Annotated in this window: 18 protein-coding genes, 1 rRNA gene and 1 other RNA gene; 14 read left to right on the top strand and 6 right to left on the bottom strand. The window is 45.8% G+C overall.

The features are described 5' to 3' along the window. Position 1: 1 nt before the first annotated feature. The gene (dhaS, locus tag AC27IJ_RS19290; protein ID WP_312445605.1) at positions 2 to 565 is read left to right on the top strand and encodes a dihydroxyacetone kinase transcriptional activator DhaS; all 564 of its coding nucleotides are present in this window, start codon (positions 2 to 4) and stop codon (positions 563 to 565) included. On the opposite strand, the gene AC27IJ_RS19285 is transcribed toward dhaS, so the two are convergent. Beyond that, positions 562 to 795: a hypothetical protein gene (locus AC27IJ_RS19285; protein WP_312445606.1), complete on the bottom strand. Its 234-nt coding sequence runs from the start codon at positions 793 to 795 to the stop codon at positions 562 to 564. The genes dhaS and AC27IJ_RS19285 overlap by 4 nt on opposite strands. A 213-nt stretch (positions 796 to 1,008) precedes the next feature. On the opposite strand from AC27IJ_RS19285, the gene AC27IJ_RS19280 reads away from it, so the two are divergent. Further along, entirely contained in the window at positions 1,009 to 2,736 is a 1,728-nt protein-coding gene (locus tag AC27IJ_RS19280) for an oleate hydratase (protein ID WP_312445608.1), read from the top strand. A gap of 205 nt (positions 2,737 to 2,941) precedes the next feature. Next, complete coding sequence (locus AC27IJ_RS19275) at positions 2,942 to 4,615, top strand: peptide ABC transporter substrate-binding protein (protein ID WP_487150320.1); 1,674 nt, start codon at positions 2,942 to 2,944, stop codon at positions 4,613 to 4,615. Positions 4,616 to 4,778: 163 nt separating this feature from the next. Here AC27IJ_RS19275 and AC27IJ_RS19270 read toward each other — a convergent pair whose 3' ends face one another. From AC27IJ_RS19270 to nagB, 4 genes are all read right to left on the bottom strand, one after another. Next, positions 4,779 to 5,330, bottom strand: a complete 552-nt coding sequence (locus AC27IJ_RS19270) for a TIGR01440 family protein (RefSeq protein WP_312445612.1) — start codon at positions 5,328 to 5,330, stop codon at positions 4,779 to 4,781. A 35-nt stretch (positions 5,331 to 5,365) separates the two neighbouring features. Next, entirely contained in the window at positions 5,366 to 5,785 is a 420-nt protein-coding gene (locus AC27IJ_RS19265) for an HIT family protein (RefSeq protein WP_487150318.1), read from the bottom strand. A 92-nt stretch (positions 5,786 to 5,877) separates the two neighbouring features. After that, on the bottom strand, positions 5,878 to 6,282 hold the full coding sequence (locus AC27IJ_RS19260; protein WP_312445616.1) for a bacteriohemerythrin: 405 nt from the start codon (positions 6,280 to 6,282) through the stop codon (positions 5,878 to 5,880). A 265-nt stretch (positions 6,283 to 6,547) separates the two neighbouring features. Then, entirely contained in the window at positions 6,548 to 7,282 is a 735-nt protein-coding gene (nagB, locus tag AC27IJ_RS19255) for a glucosamine-6-phosphate deaminase (RefSeq protein ID WP_312445618.1), read from the bottom strand. 117 nt (positions 7,283 to 7,399) lie between these two features. On the opposite strand from nagB, the gene AC27IJ_RS19250 reads away from it, so the two are divergent. After that, positions 7,400 to 9,067 (top strand): DUF6128 domain-containing protein, encoded by a 1,668-nt coding sequence (locus tag AC27IJ_RS19250; protein ID WP_487150315.1) that lies wholly within the window; start codon positions 7,400 to 7,402, stop codon positions 9,065 to 9,067. A gap of 27 nt (positions 9,068 to 9,094) precedes the next feature. On the opposite strand, the gene AC27IJ_RS19245 is transcribed toward AC27IJ_RS19250, so the two are convergent. Further along, positions 9,095 to 9,790 (bottom strand): anaerobic ribonucleoside-triphosphate reductase activating protein, encoded by a 696-nt coding sequence (locus AC27IJ_RS19245; protein WP_312445619.1) that lies wholly within the window; start codon positions 9,788 to 9,790, stop codon positions 9,095 to 9,097. 219 nt (positions 9,791 to 10,009) lie between these two features. On the opposite strand from AC27IJ_RS19245, the gene tadA reads away from it, so the two are divergent. The 10 genes from tadA to AC27IJ_RS19195 form a co-directional block, all read left to right on the top strand. Further along, positions 10,010 to 10,504 carry a tRNA adenosine(34) deaminase TadA gene (tadA, locus tag AC27IJ_RS19240; RefSeq protein WP_313257576.1) on the top strand — a complete coding sequence of 165 codons (495 nt, stop codon included), beginning with the start codon at positions 10,010 to 10,012 and terminating at the stop codon, positions 10,502 to 10,504. Between the two features lie 60 nt (positions 10,505 to 10,564). After that, positions 10,565 to 10,826, top strand: an RNA gene (gene ffs / locus AC27IJ_RS19235) — signal recognition particle sRNA large type. Between the two features lie 216 nt (positions 10,827 to 11,042). Continuing rightward, a complete protein-coding gene (locus AC27IJ_RS19230) occupies positions 11,043 to 12,122 on the top strand; it encodes a 6-phosphofructokinase (RefSeq protein WP_312445623.1) in 1,080 nt (359 codons plus the stop codon). Between the two features lie 13 nt (positions 12,123 to 12,135). After that, on the top strand, positions 12,136 to 13,731 hold the full coding sequence (gene dnaX / locus AC27IJ_RS19225) for a DNA polymerase III subunit gamma/tau (RefSeq protein ID WP_487150312.1): 1,596 nt from the start codon (positions 12,136 to 12,138) through the stop codon (positions 13,729 to 13,731). A 32-nt stretch (positions 13,732 to 13,763) separates the two neighbouring features. Continuing rightward, on the top strand, positions 13,764 to 14,117 hold the full coding sequence (locus tag AC27IJ_RS19220; RefSeq protein WP_312445626.1) for a YbaB/EbfC family nucleoid-associated protein: 354 nt from the start codon (positions 13,764 to 13,766) through the stop codon (positions 14,115 to 14,117). 86 nt (positions 14,118 to 14,203) lie between these two features. Continuing rightward, complete coding sequence (gene recR, locus AC27IJ_RS19215; protein ID WP_487150310.1) at positions 14,204 to 14,800, top strand: recombination mediator RecR; 597 nt, start codon at positions 14,204 to 14,206, stop codon at positions 14,798 to 14,800. A gap of 110 nt (positions 14,801 to 14,910) precedes the next feature. After that, positions 14,911 to 17,226 (top strand): tetratricopeptide repeat protein, encoded by a 2,316-nt coding sequence (locus AC27IJ_RS19210; protein WP_487150308.1) that lies wholly within the window; start codon positions 14,911 to 14,913, stop codon positions 17,224 to 17,226. A 15-nt stretch (positions 17,227 to 17,241) separates the two neighbouring features. Further along, positions 17,242 to 18,075, top strand: coding sequence for a Cof-type HAD-IIB family hydrolase (locus AC27IJ_RS19205; protein WP_312445631.1), 834 nt, complete (start codon positions 17,242 to 17,244; stop codon positions 18,073 to 18,075). 76 nt (positions 18,076 to 18,151) lie between these two features. Next, positions 18,152 to 18,886, top strand: a complete 735-nt coding sequence (locus tag AC27IJ_RS19200; RefSeq protein ID WP_312445632.1) for a CvpA family protein — start codon at positions 18,152 to 18,154, stop codon at positions 18,884 to 18,886. A 532-nt stretch (positions 18,887 to 19,418) separates the two neighbouring features. After that, positions 19,419 to 19,511, top strand: a 16S ribosomal RNA gene (locus AC27IJ_RS19195); the annotation flags it as partial.

Here is a 19,511-nt window from a genome sequence, read left to right as displayed (position 1 = left end):
TATGTCGGATTCGCTGATTACAAAACGCGCAATAGCGGAAGCCTTAAAACAGGTATGCAGAGAAAAACCCTTTGATAAGATATCCATATCCAATATTACATCCGTATGGGGATTAAACCGGCAGACCTTCTATTATCATTTTCAGGATAAATATGAACTTTTAAGCTGGATCTATTACAATGAGAATTTTGCAAAAATAGCAGAAGACATTACTCTTGAGAACTGGGACCAGAAGATCTATGAACTGCTTCAGAACATGAAAGAGGAAAAAGCCTTTTATATCAATACCATGAAAGAACAGGAACATACCTTTGAGAGTTATCTGTTCGAGATGGCAAAAGCCTTGTTTTCCGAAGCGATTATAAAGCTGGATGAAAAGAAGAAACTTACCATGGAGGAGAAGGATTTTGATGCAGAATTTTATTCATATGGCATCTGCGGGATTATCGTTGACTGGGTGGAGAAGGGAATGAAGACGGAACCGCGGCTTGTGGCGGATCGCTTAAAAAGCCTGGCCAGGGCTACGGAGCGTGCCGGTTATCTCCGGAGCCAGGCGGAGCTTTAAGAAAGCTTATGCATGATGATATCCAGGCATTCTTCCTTAGAACAGCTTTTAATGAGCGCAACCAGATCAGAATAAGAAAAGAGCTCTGCAGATATTGGACTGAATTTTTCCAGCAGCTCTTCTAAGTTCCGGGCTGTCCGCTCCGGTGATTTCTGCCCGTTTCTTAACTGGTGGAGCAGCGCCGTTTTCAGGACGGACTCCCGGATGTGTTTGTGTATAGTGGCCGACATAAAAAGTCCTCCTTTTTCATTATATTTATATTAAAATAAGGTAAAAAAATCTTCTATAGACAAAATCGAAGAATTGTCTGGTTTTACGACATCATTTCCCTGATGTCGTTTTTTTATACAACTGAAAAACCATGTATGGTGACGGATAAAATGAAGTATGATAATATAAGCGTATCAGTTATCACAATTCATAGAAAGAATGGAGCGTTGCATATGAGAGGAAAAAATAATTTCGGAAAAGTGCTTGCATGGGGAGCTGCGGCAACTGCAGCAGGAGTAGCTGCAAAAAAAGCCTATGATTATTCAAAGAAACAGATGGATTTAAAGAATGAAGAAAACATGATGCATCAGGAAAACGGCCAGGCTCCGGGAAAAGCATATTTTGTAGGCGGCGGTCTGGGGAGCATGGCAGGAGCGGCTTATCTCATACGCGACTGCAACATGCCGGGAGACCAGATTACAATATTTGAAGGAATGCATATTCTTGGAGGAAGCAACGATGGCATCGGAACACCGGAAAAGGGCTTTGTATGCCGGGGCGGACGTATGCTCAATGAAGAGACATACGAAAACTTCTGGGAACTGTTTCGTTCCATCCCTTCTTTAAATAACCCAGCCCGGAGCGTGGCTGAAGAGATCTTAAGCTTTGACCATGCCCATCCCACCCATGCAAAGGCAAGACTTGTGGACAAGAATGGTACCATCCTTGATGTGAAGAGCATGGGATTTACACAGCAGGAGCGCATGGCCATGTTAAAGCTTATGAATACTCCGGAAGAAAAGCTGGATGATATGACCATTGAAGAATGGTTCGCTGACATGCCTCATTTCTTTACAACGAATTTCTGGTATATGTGGCAGACCACTTTTGCATTCCAGAAATGGAGCAGCCTTTTTGAATTCCGCCGCTACATGCGCCGGATGATTCTGGAATTTTCCAGGATCGAAACTTTGGAAGGGGTAACAAGAACACCATTAAACCAGTATGACAGTGTCATCCGCCCTCTGGAAAACTATTTAAGAAAACAGGGAGTTATCTTTGCGGAAAACTGTACGGTTACTGATATAGATTTTGCAGACGGAGAAGGAATTACAGCTAAAGTGCTTTATTTAAAGGATAACGGCATAGACAGGCAGATCGAGCTTCAAGATGGCGAAATCTGCATCATGACAAATGCCTGTATGACTGACAGTGCGACCCTGGGAGATCTGCATACTCCCGCTCCGGAGCCTGTTTTAAGGCCAATATCCGGGGAATTATGGACCAAAGTATCTGCAAAGAAGCCTAGCCTTGGAAATCCTTATCCGTTCTTCGGCGACGTTCATGAGACCAATTGGGAAAGCTTTACCGTAACAAGCCGCGGAAACAAGCTTCTTAAAATGATAGAAGACTACTCCGGCAATGTACCTGGAAGCGGAGCCCTTATGACCTTTAAGGATTCCAACTGGCTGATGAGCATAGTTGTGGCTGCTCAGCCTCACTTTATCAATCAGCCTATGGACCAGACGATCTTCTGGGGATATGGGCTTTATACAGACCGCGAAGGAGACTTCATAAAGAAACCGATGAAGGATTGTACAGGAGAAGAAATGCTTATTGAACTTCTCCATCATCTTCATATGGAAAACCGTAAGGATGAGATCCTGGCAGATGTGGTCAATGTCATTCCCTGCATGATGCCTTATGTTGATGCCCAGTTCCAGCCCCGCAAAATGACAGACCGCCCGAAGGTGGTTCCTGCAGGCTCTACCAATTTCGCTATGGTAAGCCAGTTTGTGGAGATTCCGGACGACATGGTATTTACCGAGGAATATTCAGTCCGGGCCGCCAGAATCGCTGTTTACACGCTGATGGGAGCAAATAAAAAGATTTGTCCGGTCACCCCCTATGTGAAGGAACCAAAGGTTTTAATGAAGGCAGTGCAGACCTCATACCGCTGATAAAATATAAAAATGTCTTTGTGGGCCAGACATTTCCATACCTGGAAATGTCCGGCCCTTTACTGATTTACCATGATAACACTGCGCAGAATGAAGGGATGTCAGAAATTTCCTCGTTGCAAGAACCTTGTTTCTGTGGTATGCTAGATCCTGCGTTGTCTGTCAAGGACGGACGCAAGAATAAAGCAGATATGGAGGAACAGATATGAAGAAAATGGCGCTTGTATTAGCGGCAGTCCTTGCTTCAGGGATGATCCTGACAGCATGCGGCGGTTCCGGCAAATCCGGTACAGCTGGCAACGGAACACAGAAAACAGAAGCAGCAGGAAATACCGAAGCCGGAGGTCTTGATCTGGCAGTACAGATCGGTCCTGATCCGGAGACTATTGACCCGGCCTTAAATTCGTCAATTGATGCAGCTAATATGATCCTGCACGCATTTGAGACACTTTTAACCTTTGATAAGGATAATAATATTATTCCCGGTCAGGCAGAGACCTATGATGTGAGTGATGACGGACTTACCTATACGTTCCATTTACGTGATGGTTTGAAATGGAGTGACGGATCTGAGCTTACCGCAGAAGATTTTGTATATTCCTGGAAGCGTCTGGCAGATCCTGCGACAGCAGCTCCTTATGCAGCAGACATGCTTTCTATGGTAAAAGGATATCAGGATGCAGCAGCAGGAAACGTTGATGCCCTGGCCGTAACCGCATCTGATGCGAAAACCTTTGTAGTGGAGCTTGCTTCTCCCTGCGTTTATTTTGATAAAATTTGTACCCATGCCAGCATGGCTCCTGTGAAAAAGGATGTCGTTGAGGCAAAGGGTGACCAGTGGTCCTTAACTCCTGATACCTATATTTCCAACGGACCATTAAAGATGATCGAATGGGTACCAGGTTCCCATATTTCCTTTGCTAAAAATGAAAATTATTGGGATGCAGATACTATAACCTTAAACACCTTAAAATTTGTTCTTATGGAAGATTCCAATGCGGCTTACAGCGCTTATCAGACTGGTGAAGTTTCCATGATCAAGGATGTTCCTACTGATGAGATCCCAAGCCTTCAGGGCAAGCCGGATTATCACCTGGAACCCCGTATGGCTACTTCCTATACGATTTACAACGTTACAAAGGCACCCTTTGACAATGCGCTGGTACGCCGTGCATTAACCCTTGCAGTTGACCGTGAGTACATCGCCAGTACCGTAATGGCAGGAACTGTTATACCGGCTACCAACTTTGTAGGCCCTGGTATTTCTGATGTGGAAGGCGGTTCTTCCTTTGAAGAAGTCACCAGAAAGAACAACGGCGGTGATTACTTTAACGTAAACAATTATGAAGAAGATCTTAATAAGGCAAAAGAACTCCTGGCAGAAGCAGGCTATCCAAACGGAAAAGGCTTCCCGGTGATCGAATATATGACCAACGAAGCCGGTTACAATAAACCGATTGCAGAATATTTTCAGAGCGCATGGAGCGAGCTGGGCATTAGAATGGATATTAAGATTGTTGAATGGTCTACCTTCGCACCAACCCGTAGGGCCGGTGACTTCCAGATCGCCCGCGGTGGCTGGGTATATGACTATGACGATCCTTCCAATATGCTGAACTTATTCACCTCAGAGAGCGGAAACAACGACGGAAAGTATTCCAATCCCGAGGTGGACAGTCTGTTAAATCAGGCCCGTGATACGGCTGATAAGGCAGAGCATTATGAGAAGCTTCATGCAGCAGAAAAGATGATCATGGAAGACGCAGCGGTTGCACCGCTTGTATACTCCAGCGATTTCTACCTGCAGAAACCTGAATTAAAGGGTACATGGCACTCCCCATACGGCTTCTGGTTCTTTACACATGCTACCATGGAATAATGAACGGAACCAAAGAAACCGCCATAAAATAGCTTTATAAAAAGCGTAAAAGAGCGCGACTTGATTAGCTGTAAAAGCAATCTCAAGGCGCGCTTTTTTTGCGCTGTGTAAATAGCTATGCAGGCTGCAGCCTAAATTCCTGATGCTGCGGTCACTGTTTTGTTTATCCCAAGGAATCGTCATAGCAGGCGCGGACTCCGCCAATATATTTCGGTCTAGTACGGGCGGTGACCACATGGGCAGCACCGATGTACCTGGTCTTAATACGGACCGGAACGGCCACGGCCTTTAAGTGCATACCGATCAAGGTGTCGCCGATGTCAATTCCGGCATGGGCCCTGATGGATTCTACCGCTACCGGGTGTTGCAGGGTCTGGTATGCAGCAGTGGCAAGGGAGCTGCCGGCTTTTACCTGGGGCACCACATTGACCGGTTCGTAGCCATATAGAATGGCTGCCTCTTTTTCCAGGATCAAAGCCCGGTTTAAATGCTCGCAGCACTGGGCTGCAACATAAATTCCCTGTTCTTTAAAAACCTCATAAATGGCGGAAAAGACAGTTTGTCCGATTTCCGCACTGGAATGGGAACCGATCCTGTGATCGGATATCTCACTGGAGGAGCAACCGATAACGACTAAGTCCTTTTCATTTAAATGTGACGCTTCCAGCAGCTCTTTTGCAGCCATTGTAGCCTGTGTTCTGATTTCATCTAACATGATCCGATATCCTCCTCATGAGTATTATTTCTTTCTTATAATGCGGCTCGTATGGCAGCCGCCATATCCTCATATTCTTTATCTGTGAGATATACCTTGTCCGGATTCATGGTAAAGGTACCGCCCCATTCGTCCCCGTCATTGTATTTTGGAACGATGTGCATATGAAGGTGGCAGCCGGTATCGCCGTAAGCGCCGTAATTCACCTTATCCGGGTTAAATACTTTATGGACAGCCCTGGAAACCCTGGCAACATCAGCAAAAAAGGCATTTCTTTCCTCTTCCGCAATATCCACCAGTTCGCTGACGTGGTCTTTATAAGCCAGGATAACTCTGCCCTTTTTGCTCTGCTCTTTAAATAAATATAAAAATCCTGTTTCCATTTCGCAAATGGGATAGCCGAACTTTGCAACAAGCTCACCCTTCATACAGTATGCGCAATTTAGATATTTCATAATCGTATTCCTTCCTTCTGCCGGAGCGTTGTTTTGTTTCCCAGCCTGTTTTGTCAAAATATCGGTTTGAGATGCATTTTTATTCTGGAAGACTAAGACCTGCTTTTAATATGAGCAGCGACCTTGACATCTTCTCTCTTGATGTGGTTGATCAGCCAGCCCGCTATGGCGCTGTTGACTTCACCGACCAGGGCGATGGACGGGCCCTCCTTCTCCAGCTTCGCGCAGATTCCTGCGACCACTTTTTTGAATTCTTCATGGTAACGCTTGTGGTTTACATAATCTGGATATTGATTCTGCAGTTGGAGCTTTTCCTCATTGCCGAAATGCTTTGCAGTATAGTCCTGCAGAAATTTGGTAGTATTCGCCAATTCTGCGCGGCCTTTCCCTGTAGAGCAGGCGGCAAGCAGGTTATTGACTGCATCAATCAGCTGGCGATGCTCGGAATCAATTAACGGGTTGCCGGTTTCCAAATCTTTTGTAAATGTATATGCCATATTAACCGTCTCCTTATCTTACGTTTTACACTCATTCTACACTATTTCCAGAAAAAATCCAACCGTTAATTTCCCTGCCATCCAAAGGAAAACATGCCCTTTAAAAACTTCAGGTACGTTTCCATATTCCTTAAAATTTCTGGTGAAACTACGGTTTTGCGCAATCGCAATGTCCACTCTTAGAATTGGAAAAAAAAGCCCGGCGCAGGAGCGGCCGGGCAGATACTGTCATATAATTTTGCATCAGAAGATTATAATGCTTGGTTTAAATGTTTTCCATCTTGGAAAGAGCCGCTTCGTCTGCAACAATGGTAACATCCGGATGAAGCTGTAAAATAGATGCCGGAACACGGGAAGTAACCGGTCCGCAGATTACATCATGAAGGATGTCCGCTTTATCAGCTCCGCTGATGATCAGCAGGATCTTTCTGGCTCTCATAATGGTACCGATTCCCATGGTATAGGCCTGGCGCGGAACTTCCTCAATCGAAGCGAAGAAACGCTTGTTGGCTTCGATGGTGCTTTCCTGAAGGTCCACTATATGTGTATCTTTTGGGAAGATGTCGGATGGCTCGTTGAAGCCAATGTGGCCGTTGTGCCCAAGTCCTAAGAGCTGTAAGTCAACACCGCCAAGTCCTTTAATGATTTCCTCATAGCGGGCAGCCTCTTTGGTGGCATCAGCTTCCATTCCATCGGGTATATTGGCATTTGCTTCGTCAATGTTTACATGACGGAACAGATTTTCACGCATAAAATAATAATAGCTTTGATCGTTATCCCTGGTAAGTCCCTTGTATTCGTCCAGATTCGCAGTCTTTACCTGGGAAAAATCCAGATCCCCTTTGTTGAACCACTCGATTAACTGCTTATAGGTGCCGACGGGAGAGGAACCGGTAGCAAGTCCCAGAACGCAGTTCGGTTTCATAATTATCTGAGCAGATATAATATTAGCGGCCTTACGGCTCATATCGTTGTAGTCCTTCGCGCGATAAAGCTTCATTTCTCTATCCCTCCATACGTTGAAAAAAAATTTTATACATTCTTTTCATAAGGATAGCATTTTTGTGTCATAGATGCAATGGCATTTTGCATAAAATAATTATAAAGGAGTGATGGCATGCCTAATTATCGAAGACTAATCTCATATATTTATGCCTATGAAGGCGCAGTCAAAGGAAAAAACATCGGATTTGCCAAGATAGAGACGAGAGGGGTCCAGTGCAAGATTACGGTCAGTGTCAAAAGGATATATGTGGGCGGCAATGATATTGGAGTATACTTATTAGCCGCAGACCAGGAAATATTCCTTGGCAATATTTTTATACGCGGGGGTTCCGGCGAATTCAGGACTGTGGTATCGGCAGGTGATATAGAGCACTCCGGAATTAACGTGGATCAGTGCTACGGACTGACCATCCATGATGTGAAAAATACATGGCGTTCCTATACGACCATTTGGGAAGATGCTGTTGCCCATGCGGCGGAAGTCGATTTAGAGAGTGCGGCTAAAGTTGTTTCGGAGAAGGAACAGACCGTTATTTCAGAAGAACAGATAAAACGGGCGGTACGTGAGATCGAGGAAGAATTCCCGCTGGAGCCTGATAAACTCCGGGAGACTTCCAAGGCAGAGATTTCACAGGAAGAGGATAGGGTTGAAGCTTCCTCCAATGACCGGACGGTTGAAGAGGATGTTTCGGCTGCCGAAGAACAGGAACTGCCGGAAGAGGAAGATCTGCAGGTAGAGAACCTGGAGACGGAAGACCAGGTACCAGCCGATGGGGATATGGATTTTGCCGAATATGACGGCGAGGAATTGGTAAATGCAGAATCAGAAGATCGTGAACAGGAATGGATCACGTCTGATGAGGAGAGGTCGGACGAAGACAGCTTGCGGTATACAGAGGAGCCAGTCGAAGACGGCCTGCAGTACACGGAGGAGCCAGACGCAGACGGCCTGCAGTACACGGAGAAGCCAGATGAGGACGGCGTGTACACGGAGGAACCTGCGGAAGACTTACAGTACATGGAAGAGCCGGGCGCAGAGCAGTTAAGAGCCGGGGATTATGGAGAGCCGATACAACCCTGGGAGCCGGAAGTCCAACATAGTACCATGCAGTCAGCTGTGGAGCAGGTGTCCGGATATTGGCAAAATGACGGACAGGAAGACATACCCAGTGAAATGCAGGAGATGGAAGTTGAGCAAGAGGCTGGAGAAGCAGTGGATGTCCAGGAGAGGGAAGCTGTATTCAGTGAGCCTTATCCCTTCAGCGCCCAGGATGGGATTGGTGAAACCATTTGTTACCGGGCAGATGCTGTAATAAAAGAAAGCATGGACAATCAGGAGGTACGGCCAGAGCTGGGAAATCCTGATGAATTAGAGCGCCTTCGCCAAAATGAAATCCAGGAAGATAACACCCATCATATGATCTGGGAGAAGTTGAAACGTGAACATACAAGGATTCTTGCATTTGATTATGAGGATGGCTGTGAAATTCTGACCATCAAGCCCCAGGATATCGGTATTCTTCCAAGAGATGCCTGGGTCTATGGCAATAACAGCTTCCTTCTGCATGGATACTACAATTACCGTTACTTAATCCTTGCAAAACTATTGAACCCAAGCGGGCAGCCTCGTTACCTTCTGGGAATTCCAGGGCATTATTACAGCAACGAGCGATATATGGCTTCCATGTTCGGTTTTCCGAATTTCGTGCTGTCCAAGGAGCAGCCAATGGAAGACGGCCGGTTTGGATTCTGGTATACCGATGTAAAATTAGGGGGCTAATTTAAGCCCCCTGTCGGCATACCCTGATTAATCCTCAACGCCCCTAAGCATGGCATTGGGAATCAAGGGCTTTAAGATGTTTAAGAATTTATCCAGCTCTTCCTTTGAAAATGACTGGAAGCCGGGACATAGGACCTGGTCCGAGTCCACATAGTTTTGCAGATAATAATGGGGACAACCTGTCAGCCATTCGCCGATATCTATAAAATCCCGAAGGCTGTGGATCCCCTTTACTGCTGTTGTGCGGAATTCAAAAGGGACGGTTCCGTTAAGGAGAAAAGCAACGCTTTCCTCAATGTCCTTCATCTTTAGGTCCCTTATTCCCGCCGCCTTTGGGTAATTTTCCCTGCCGGCTTTAATATCCATTGCCACATAGTCCAAAAGTCCACTTAAAACCAGCTTTTTTAAGACCTCCGGCCGATAGCCGTTGGTATCCAGTTTAATGAGATACCCCAGATCCCGTATTTTCCGGATAAAGGGTTCCAGATCCTCAGCCAGGGTGGGTTCTCCCCCTGTAATGCAGACTCCTTCTAAAATTCCTTTTCGTTTCTTTAAAAAACTTAAAATCTCCTCTTCACTGAACATGGACTTTGCCTCGCTGCCGATCAGTTCGCTGTTATGGCAGAAGGGGCAGCGAAAATTGCAGCCGCCGAGAAAGACCGTGGCTGCCACGTGGCCGGGAAAATCCAGAAGCGTTGTTTTTTGAAGACCGCATAGTTTCATACCTTCACCATTCCTTTGTTTCGTGTTATAATACAACAGTATACCACACGTAAACATCCTGCGGGCATATTTTTATGCCTAAAAAGCATATAAACCAATCCCTGCGTGTATTTCTATATGCCTGGAAAGTACGGGCGATAATATTGAAATACCCATGGAGATTTCCCTATATGCCCGGAAAGAGCGGGCAATAAAATTGCTAAGCAAAGAGGAACGAATATGACAACAGATGAGAAATATATGCGCGCAGCAATAAGACAGGCAGAAAAGGCAGGCGCCATAGGTGAGGTCCCCATCGGCTGCATCATTGTTTATGAAGATAAGATCATTGCCCGCGGATATAACCGCCGTACCATTGATAAAAATGTCTTATCCCACGCGGAGATCAACGCCATCCGTAAGGCCTGCAGAAAAATAGGGGATTGGAGACTTGAGGGCTGCACCATGTATGTGACCCTGGAACCCTGTCCCATGTGCGCCGGTGCCATTGTCCAGGCAAGGATCCCCAGAGTCGTCATCGGCTGCATGAATGCAAAGGCAGGCTGTGCGGGATCGGTGCTTAATATGCTTCACGAGGAGGGCTTTAACCATCAGGTTGAAACAGAAACAGGAGTTCTGGGAGAAGATTGTTCTCAAATGATGAAAGATTTTTTTAAAGAGCTGCGGGAAAGGAACAAGAAGAAGCCGGATGATAAATCCTCCTCAACTCCTTGACAACCCGTCCGTTTCCATGTATACTAAAGTGCGATTAAACCAATACATGTCATAAAGTTTCCGTGCAGCCGGGGAGATAGCGGTGCCCTGTACCTGCAATCCGCTCTAGCAGGGGTGATGTCTCACCCAGGGCTGTCTATTGTAGGGCTGCCCCTGGTAAGTGGCGATGACGTTTGGGTCTTACGCAACAGATCTTCATGAACTGTGTCAGGGCAGGAATGCAGCAGCACTAAGTGAAACCTTCTGTGTGCCGTGAGGGTGCCTGGACCGAGTTAACTGCCAGGGTAACGCCTGTGATAGCGGTTCAAAGTGAGACGCACGGATTAAAATATAAAGAATTATCAGACGCCGGAGAGCAGGAAACTGTTCTGCGGTGTCTTTTGCAATTAGCAATTACCATTTTTAATATTTTCTTACATTTCTTATGAAATAAAGTTTTCCCTTGCCCCACATTCCCCTTTGTATTATAATTATAAAATGGGTATAATACTACCTATTTCCCAATGACAAATCTAATCAAAAAAAGAGGTGTGCTTTCATGATAAGAATTGGAATGCTGACAAGCGGAGGCGACTGCCAGAGCCTGAATGCCACCATGCGCGGCGTAGCAAAGGCACTGTACCGGATGGCCGGCGATATTGAGATTGTTGGATTTGAGGACGGTTACAAAGGGCTGATTTATGGAGAGTACCGTGTAATGAAGCCGGAAGATTTTTCCGGAATTCTGACAAAGGGCGGAACAATCCTTGGTACATCCAGACAGCCGTTTAAACTTATGCGGACACCTGACGAGAACGGTCTTAATAAAGTGGAAGCCATGAAACACACCTATAGAAAGCTGAAACTGGAATGTCTGGTGGTATTAGGCGGCAATGGGAGCCAGAAAACGGCTAATCTCCTTCAGGAAGAGGGGCTGAATGTTGTATCCCTTCCCAAGACCATTGACAATGATTTGTGGGGGACCGATGTTACCTTTGGTTTCCAGAGCGCTATCAATGTGGCTACCAATGCCATTGATTGCATCCATACGACGGCAGCTTCCCATGGACGAGTCTTTATCGTGGAAGTCATGGGTCACAAGGTCGGCTGGCTCACCCTGTATGCAGGGCTGGCTGGCGGGGCTGATATTATCCTGTTGCCGGAGATACCTTACGATCTGGATATCGTGGTCAAGGCATTAAAAAGCAGGGCCCAAAACGGTAAGAAATTTTCCATTCTTGCTGTGGCAGAAGGGGCAATTTCCAAGGAAGATGCCTGCCTGACGAAAAAAGAATTAAAAGAAAAAAAGAAGACCGGAGTGGTTTATCCTTCTGTAGCATATGAGATCGGGGCCCAGATCACGGAGCGCACCGGACAAGAAGTGCGGGTTACCGTACCAGGCCATATGCAGAGAGGCGGCGATCCATGCCCCTACGACAGAGTGCTTTCCACCCGCCTTGGGGCTGAGGCAGCAAAGCTCATAAATAACAAAGAATACGGATATATGGTAGCGGTGAATAACAATGAGATTGTTAAGATTCCGTTAGCCGATGTAGCTGGAAAATTAAAAACCGTCGATCCGGAAAGCTCTATCGTTAAGGAAGCCAAGATGATAGGCATTAGCTTCGGCGACGAATAAGGAGTCAACAGGCATGTCATATACGGCATTGTATCGGAAATGGCGTCCTTCTTCCTTTTTGGATGTAAAGGGTCAGGACCATATCGTACAAACATTGAAAAACCAGATAGTATCGGAACGTATCGGGCATGCATATCTGTTCTGCGGAACAAGAGGAACCGGTAAGACTAGTATTGCCAAGATCTTTGCAAAAGCGGTTAATTGCGAACACCCGGCGGACGGAAGTCCCTGCGGGGAATGCCAGACCTGTAAGAACATCGCAGCAGGCGCATCCCTTAACGTGGTTGAAATTGACGCTGCGTCAAATAATGGCGTGGAGAATATCAGGGAGATTAGGGATGAAGTTCAGTATCCACCCACAGAAGGCAAGTATCGGGTTTATATCATCGATGAGGTTCATATGCTTTCAACAGGAGCATTTAATGCACTGTTAAAGACGTTGGAAGAACCTCCATCCTATGTTATATTTATTCTGGCGACAACAGAAGTCCATAAGATTCCGGTGACGGTCCTGTCACGGTGCCAGCGGTATGATTTTAAGCGCATTACGGTGGAAACCATTGTAGAGCATTTAAAAGAGCTGACAGAAGCAGAACATATCCAGGTGGAAGACCGTGCCCTTACTTATATCGCCAAGGCGGCTGACGGCGCACTGCGTGATGCCTTAAGCCTGCTGGACCAGTGTATTGCATTTCATTACGGAGAGCTTCTCACCTACGACAATGTCCTGGAAGTTTTGGGAGCCGTAGACATCACCGTATTTGGAACAATGTTCCGGGCAGTCGTGGAAAACCGGACAAAAGACTGTATTACCTGTCTTGAGGAGTTGGTGATCCAGGGAAGGGAGTTGGGCCAGTTTGTTATTGATTATATCTGGTATTTAAGAAACCTTCTAATATTAAAATCCGTGGACAATGCAGAAAATCTGCTTGATATGTCAACAGAGAACCAAAACTTGTTAAAAGAGGACAGCAAACGTGTGGACAATGATACGCTTTTGCGGTATATCCGGGTGTTTTCGGATCTGTCCAATCAGCTTCGCTATGCGTTTCAGAAACGGGTCCTGATTGAGGTTGCCCTGATCAAGCTGACCCGCCCCCAGATGGAACAGAATCTGGATTCCATACTTCAGCGTATCAGCAATATAGAAAAGCAGCTGGAAAGCGGTATCGTGGGAATTGCTTCCCCGGAAGGCTTAAAAGCGGCGGAAGGTAATGACGGCAGTAATGCCCCTGTCCACGAATTAACCCTAGCAGAGCGGGTGGCTCTGCCCAAAGGCCAATTGGAGGATTTAAATCTGATCCGCAGTGAATGGGGGAAGATCATTCGGGAACAGGGAGGACCTATCCGGGCCAGCTTCAGGGATACAGTTGTAGAGCCTGCAGGAGAGAGCTGTCTTTGCGTAGTCTTTTCCGAACAGAGCAACTACATGATCGGAAGCAGGGAGGCAACAGTTGCAGAGATTGAACGGTATGTGGAAAACCATTACCAGAAGTCTATAGCCTTTAAGACAAGGCTTCGGGGCGGAGGGGAACGGATTGATACCATTTATGTCAGCGATGAAGAATTAAAAGAAAATATTTTAATGGATATAACAATTGAAGATTAAAAAATCATAAATATAGCAGGAGGATACACACCATGGCAAAACGTGGCGGTTTTCCAGGCGCAATGCCTGGCAATATGAATAATTTAATGAAGCAGGCTCAGAAGATGCAGCGTCAGATGGAAGAGACAACAAAGGCGCTGGAGGAAAAGGAATATACAGCTGCAGCAGGCGGCGGAGCCGTGTCAGTCACTGTTTCAGGAAAAAAGGAAGTGACTGCGGTTAAATTATCCCAGGAAGTTGTGGATCCAGATGATATCGAGATGCTTGAGGACTTGATTATGGCAGCTACCAATGAAGCATTCCGCGAGATGGAAGAGGACAGCAGTTCCGCCATGTCGAAGCTGACCGGCGGCCTTGGCGGTTTAGGCGGAGGCTTTCCGTTCTAAAGATTGAAAGAAAAACATCTTTCAACTAAGTTTGTGAATTAACTGGATATGAAAGCATATCCGCTTGATTCATTAGGAGAGAAATTATGAATTACTACAGCAGTCAAATAACCAGATTAATTGAAGAACTGTCCAGGCTTCCGGGCATTGGCAGTAAATCTGCACAGCGCCTGGCATTTCATATCATCAATATGCCGGAGGAACAAGTGGCAGGTCTTGCTTTATCCATTACAGAAGCAAAACGTAATGTACGTTACTGCAAGGAATGCTTTACCCTGACGGATCAGGAGAAATGTCCCATCTGTCAGAGCGAAAAACGCAATCATAAGGTAATTATGGTAGTGGAAGACACCAGGGACTTGGCTGCTTATGAAAAGACAGGAAAATTTGATGGCGTTTACCATGTCCTGCATGGGGCTATCTCTCCTATGCTGGGAATTGGACCTGGAGATATAAAACTGAAGGAACTGATGCAGAGACTGCAGGTGGATGTGGAAGAGGTGATCATTGCAACCAATTCCAGTCTTGAGGGAGAGACGACAGCCATGTACATCAGCAAGCTGATCAAGCCGACAGGAATCAGGGTTACCCGTATAGCCAGCGGAGTTCCCGTTGGAGGAGACTTAGAGTACATAGATGAGGTAACATTGTTACGGGCCCTGGAAGGACGGGTCGAACTGTAGCTCAATTGCCTTGTTAGGAGATATAAGGTTGAAAATACATCTTTCAGCCTTGAGTTTATGAATCAACGGGACAGGCAAGCATATCCGCCTGATTCATTAGGAGACAAATAATGGATAAGTACGAGTTTAATATAAAGGTTGAACAGATTAAAAAACTGGTCGGCAAAAACGACTATGATACGGCCATGAAAATAGCCGACACAATAGACTGGAAGAGAGTCCGCAACACCAATCTGCTTTCCATGGTGGCCGTGGTTTATGAGAAAAATGAGGATTACCAGGAAGCCAAGGAGATTCTTCTCCAGGCTTTCGAGCGTGCCCCCATCGGAAAACGTCTTCTTTATAAGCTGGCAGAGCTGGCGATCAAGGAGGGAAATATCGAAGAGGCGGAGGCCTATTATAAGGAATTTGGCGACCTGGCTTCTGATGATCCCAGACAGCAGCTTCTTCGCTTTATGATTTTAAAAGCAAAAGGAGCGCCGGCCCAGCAGCTCATCCATTCCCTGGAATCCTATACCAGCGTGGAGTTGGATGAGAAATGGCTGTATGAGCTGGCTGAACTATATAGCCTTGCAGGCATGCCTGACCGCTGCGTGGAAACCTGCGACCGGATCATGCTGATGTTTGGTCTTGGAAAATATGTGGACAAGGCCATGGATTTAAAAATACGGTATGCACCGCTGACCAATTACCAGATGGATCTTGTGGAGAACCGGGACAAATACGAAGCCAAGCTGCGGGCAGTTGAGCAGGAATACAGCTCCGGTAAAAAGGGAGATCCGGTGCCGGAAGAAGAATACTATGAAGAAGAGCAAGAGGCCCCCCAGGAACCTGTCATGTCATTTAGTGAGAACCCTGTGGAGGACAATCTGGAAGCGAGGCTTCAGGAGGCTGCAGTTCAGGAAACATTGGCTAGAGAAATGTCAAAAATCTCCTATGAAGAACCCGTTATGCTGGAAGAACACAGGCTGGAACGTACGAGAGTGCTGGAGGATATCCGGAGGGTAGGCCGCCCTTTAACTGCCATACCAAGACCCCTGGATATCAATGCGCCTGTAGAAGAGGAATCTCTTTTGTATCATTCGGAGCCTGTTATTGAGGAAGAGGAACCGGAAGGCCCTGGAATGGAAGAGACCGATATTGATGGATATTATGACGGTGAAGCGGAATATGAAGAATTGGATGAGGCCAGAGGACAATCCGCCGTCACAGACGATAATTTTCATGAATCCGATGATTTGCCGGGTGATGATTATGGCTACGAAGAAAATGATTATGACCAGACGGATGAATCCTATTATGAAACAGAAGATGAAGAGCAGTCTTATGATGCTTTAAATCCTTCCTCAGGAGAGGAAGATGTCCCGGTCTGGAACCAGAACTTCCAGAGCTATGGAGATGAGGATAATCTGGAGTTTGAAGACCTGTATGAAGAAGAGATAGACGAGCCAGAAGAAATTCCGGTTCAGAATCATTTAATGATAGAGGCAAGGACTTCTGAAAAGGGACTTCAAATGGCGGTTGAAGCCTTAAAGCAGATTCACAGTGAAAACAATGTAAAGAATCCGGTGGCAAAAATCACCGGCTCCAAGCTATCCATGCGAGGAGTACTGGCATCCGCTGACAGGCTGGCAGGAAAAGATCTTGTCATTGAGGAAGCCGGGGATCTCACCAGGGTAGCGTTGGAAGAATTAAATGAATTGATGGACCAGGATACAAGCGGAATGATCGTGGTTCTTATTGATAATCCAAAACAAATGGAGACCCTTCACCGGGAGCATCCTGCACTGGCAAGCAAATTTGAGTGCATCGGAAGCGGAGAAGAAGCCCCGGTTTTCTCTGTGAGAGAAACGGTACGGGAGGAAAGACCGGTTAGAGTTGTTAAGGAGCCTGTTTATAAACCCTTGGCCCCTGCATTTAAAGAGGAAGAATTAAAAGAAGAGCCCCACAGAGATTATGGTAATCAGGAATATAATTATGAATATGATTCCTGGCAGGAGGGCGATTATAAGGAAGACGGCACCTATAAGGACAGTGTCTATGAAGATGGTGTATATGGAGACAGTGATTTCTATGAAGAGGGTGAAGAGGGTGAAGAATTCCGCCCGTCTGTCCGGGACGAGGAAGGTCCTGGCTTTCAGGGAGAAGAGATGGATATTGACGAATTCGCCCAATATGCCTGTCGTTATGCCAACGAGATTGACTGCAGCATTACCGGAAAAAGCATGCTGGCACTGTATGAAAGAATTGAGATCATGGAAGAAGATGGACGACCTCTCAACAGGGCCAATGCAGAAAGTCTGATAGAAGAAGCGGCTGACCGTGCAGAAAAGCCTTCCCTTGGAAAACGGATTAAAGGTTTGTTTTCCACGAAATATGATAAAGACGGCCTTCTTGTTTTAAAAGAAGAACATTTCATTTATTAAATTGGAGTATTAAACGTGGATATTAAACTCATTGCAATTGATTTGGATGGAACCCTGTTAGACAGTAAAAAGAAACTTTCTGATGTCAATCGTAAGGCACTCATCCAATGTGTTCAAAAAGGAATATGGATTGTTCCGTGCACCGGCCGGACAGTACATGGAATACCAGAAGAAGTAAAAGGCATTTCAGGAATCCGTTATGCAATTACCACCAATGGGGCGGTCATCGAGGACATGGAAGAAAGAACGGTCATTGATACCCGGATGCTATCCCGGGAACAAGCACTGGAGCTTTTGCGCCTCGTGGATTCCTATCATGTTATGTACGATCCCTACATAGACAGGCGCGGGATAACGGAACCCCGCTTTTATGAACACTTATCAGAATACTGTCTACCGGCCGAATTACAGGAAATGGTCCGCCTGACCAGGGATGTCCATCCCAATATCATAGAGTTTGTGGAGAAGAACCACAAGCCTGTGGAGAAGATCAACCTGTTTTTCCCGGATATGGAAGAACGTGCCAGACTAAGAGCTGAATTGGAGAAGAGAGGGGATATTCTGGTCACCTCCTCCATACCTAACAATTTAGAGATCAATGCGCTCGGAGCGACAAAGGGAGAGGCGATCTTAAGGCTCGCCTCCCATTTAGGGCTCAGCGGAAAGCAGACCATGGCAATTGGAGATGGAGAAAATGATTTTTCCATGATCCAAAAGGCAGGAATTGGAGTGGCTATGAAAAATGGAAGCAAAGAGCTCCATGCGGCTGCTGATTATATAACGGATACTAATGATGAAAATGGAGTGGCATCCGCTATTAACCGTTTGGTATTCGGAGCAAAAGGTTGAAAGAAAGATTTCCTTCAACCTTTATGAATCAACTGGATATGCTTTCATATCCAGTTGATTCATTAGGAGATAAATTATGACGAAGCTATATATGGAAAACTGGTTATCTGTAGCAGCCGGGGTTTATCTTTTGGGTATGGTCCTTTATGGCCATCACAGAGGATTCATCAGGTTGGTCGTATCAATGCTGGCGGTGGTTCTATCCTTGACCATTGTCCGGGTCGCTTTACCTTCGGTAACGGGGTATTTAAAGGAAAATACAGGTCTTCAGCAGACTATTTCAGAGAATATGAAAAAATCCATAGGTTTGGAACAGGAAGAAAATCCTTCCGGGGAAGCTTTGGAAGCTCCCTCTGCCCAGCGTATGATTATTGAAAATCTTAAGCTGCCCCAAAACATCAAGAACGCACTCGTTGAAAATAACAACAGTGAAGTGTATCAGATGCTGGGAGTTCAGGCGTTTTCAGACTATGTTGGAAGCTATCTGGCAGATGTAATCCTTAATTCCGCAGGATTCGTCCTGCTGTTTGCCGCCATCTATCTGTTCTCAAGGCTGGTCATGAGATGGCTGGATATTATTGCCAGGCTGCCTATCATATCAGGAATCAACAAAATAGCAGGCGCCCTGCTGGGAGGCTTGGAAGGACTTGTATTCCTGTGGATTGCCTGTCTGCTTGTCACTGCGTTCTCTGGAACCGAGTGGGGCCTAATGCTGTCCCGGCAGATCGAAGCGAGTAAATGGCTGTCTTTTATATACACCCATAACTTCCTGAATCTAATGGTTCTAGGGGTACTGCGCAGCTTCCTATAAGACGGGAGTTGTATCTATCATATATTCAATTAAAACAAATCTGCAAGCAAAGGAACAACTGCCTTTGCTTGCAGATTTGCTTTTCAACCACAAAATATAGAAAAAATGAGGACGAATGCTTATATATAGTAGGAACAGAAACACTGAAAAAATTGTTCGAACAAATGGTACAAATTACCTTGACAATCTCATACGGACATGTTATATTAAAGACCCAGCGCGAGAGAGACCGCAAGGGCAATCAATTAAAACAGATTGAAAAATAATAAAAAAGTTGTTGACAAAAAAGCAGCCACATGATATGATTAGTGAGTTGCCGATGCAGAAGACAGCAACGCAAAAAGCACTTTGAAAACAGAAGATTGAACAGTATGTAAAACCCTGAAAATTCTAATAAAACAAGTCATGTTTGATGGCTTTGAATGAGAAAATTTCAGAACGAATACAAGCAATTGTATACGAACCAAACAACAAGTAAAACGGGAAATAAATTAGCTAGTTAGTTGATTTTGACCCCGGATTGAACACCATTTAATTTGAGAGTTCGATCCTGGCTCAGGATGAACGCTGGCGGCGTGCTTAACACATGCAAGTCGAGCGAAGCGATTCAAATGAAGTTTTCGGA

Source organism: Lacrimispora sp. YZC11 (assembly GCF_057543815.1).
This window is presented reverse-complemented; position numbering and strand designations above follow the sequence as displayed.